Raw genomic sequence first — 1,979 nt, 5'->3', positions numbered from 1 at the left:
TCCTCGATCCGACCGAGGAAAATGTCATCGCTTACGTCCGATTTCAGCGCGAGCAGCTCGACCGTGCTTCGACCTTCTCAGACACCTGGCAGCGCGCGCTGTGGCAGAACCCCGATCTCGACTACACGCTGCAGCGGCCTGTTTCGACGGTGGGCAAGCGAGCCTGGCTCGATAACCGGCGCGCCGATCGCGATGCGGTTATGGCGAACCTTAGCCAACGCTACGGGCTCTTCTACTTTTATGCGCAGAGCTGCGGCGCATGCGACCTGTTTTCACCGATCCTGCGATCGGTGGCCGACAGTCACGGCATGGCGGTGATGGCGGTTTCGATGGACGGCGGGCCGAGCCGCGATTTTCCAAATTATGTCGTCGATGCGGGCCAGCGCGCGCGCATGGGCGTCCCGGGTAACGAGACGCCGGCGCTCGTACTGTTCGACACCGTCACCAAACGCACGATTCCGGTGGGATATGGGATTCTCAGCGCCGACGAGATCATGGATCGCATTTTCGCGCTGACGAACACCAAGGTGGGGAGCGACTTCTGATGGAACAGGTTCGCCGTCGCGGCTTGATCGGCCGTGTGCTTCGCTCGTCCGCTGCCTGGGCGGGAATATTGGCTATGGCCAATCTCGCGTGCACCGGGACCGCCCGGGCCGACGTCGCCTCCGAGATGAACAGCTTCTTTTCGGACGTGGGCGGCGCGGCGAACGTCACCGGCCCATCGGCGTTTCAGGGTCAATCGGCGGGCTATTACTCGCTGGGTAATGTCTGGACCCGCTTCCCGCAGAAAAGCGTCCAGCCGTTCAATCTTCAGCTTCCGAGCGCGCGTGCGGGATGTGGAGGTATCGACCTCTTCAGTGGGAGCTTCTCCTTCATCAATGCCAGCGAGATCATCGCGATGCTGAAGGCGACCGCCAACAATGCGCTCGGCTTTGCCTTCAAGCTCGCCATCGATTCTGTTTCGCCGGAGATCGGCAAGGTGATGGACGAGTTCAGCCAGAAGGCGCAGCTCCTCAATCAGATGAACATCTCGAGCTGCGAGACGGCGCAGGCGCTGGTCGGCGGAATCTGGCCGCAGATGGAGACCACGCGCGCGACGATCTGCGAAGCCGTCGGCAACAGCCAGGGCGTATTCTCGGACTGGGCGGCAGCCCGCCAGGGTTGCAACAACGGCAACAGGCGGGATTCGACCATCGCGGGAAACACAGACGCGTCGATGAAAGACCAGCTGGTCGGAGAACCGCATAACTACACATGGGAGGCCCTTAAGAAATCGGCGAAGTTCGGCGCATTCGACAAGACATTCTCCGAATATATCATGACGCTGGTGGGAACGGTCGTGACCACGCCGTCGACCGATCCGAGCGTGGGCGGGAAGGTCGTGATGTTCGGACCTGCCGAAGAAGCGGTCGTCACTGCGTTGCTCGATGGCACGGCCGACGCGCCGCCCGTCAAGATACTGAAGTGCAACGACGAGAATTGCTACGATGTGGGGGAGCAGACGCTCTCCGTCCCCGCTTCGTCCGCGCTGCGGCCGCGGATCGCCACGATGATCAGGTCGATGAGCGACAAGATCCGCTCCGATACTCCGCTGGACGCCGCCGAGAAGCAGCTCCTCAACCTCGCCACGGTTCCGATCTATAAGATCCTGGGAGTTCAGGCCTATGCGCATTATGCGTTGACGGAAGGCGAGATCGAGACGCTGTCCGAGATCGTCGCCGTCGACCTGCTTTCGGCGATGCTCGACAATATGCTCGACCGGGTCGAGCAGGCGAAGGTTCATTATCAGACCTTCGATCAAGAGACCGCGACGCAGTGGAAACAGCAAATCGCGTCTACCCGGGCGAAATTCAGCCAACGGGACGTCCGGCTGAACAACAAGCTCCAGGTGACGATGCAGATCATCAACCGAAGCATTATGCTGGAATCGACGCTCCAGAATTCCATGACGCCCGGTATGGCGGCCGCGCTGAACTTTT

Annotated in this window: 2 protein-coding genes; both read left to right on the top strand. The window is 60.9% G+C overall.

Going from position 1 to position 1,979, the window contains the following annotated elements; all coding sequences use genetic code 11:
- On the top strand, positions 1-545 hold a 545-nt coding region (locus RLDS_RS29305), incomplete at its 5' end, for a conjugal transfer protein TraF (protein WP_021224250.1).
- A partial coding sequence (locus RLDS_RS29300; protein WP_021224249.1) for a conjugal transfer protein TraH occupies positions 545-1,979 on the top strand: 1,435 nt, incomplete at its 3' end. The genes RLDS_RS29305 and RLDS_RS29300, both read left to right, overlap by 1 nt.

This window comes from Sphingobium lactosutens DS20, assembly GCF_000445105.1.
Taxonomy (GTDB): Bacteria; Pseudomonadota; Alphaproteobacteria; order Sphingomonadales; family Sphingomonadaceae; genus Sphingobium; species Sphingobium lactosutens.
The sequence above is the reverse complement of the archived record's forward strand: the minus strand, read 5'-3'. Positions and strand labels throughout refer to the sequence as shown.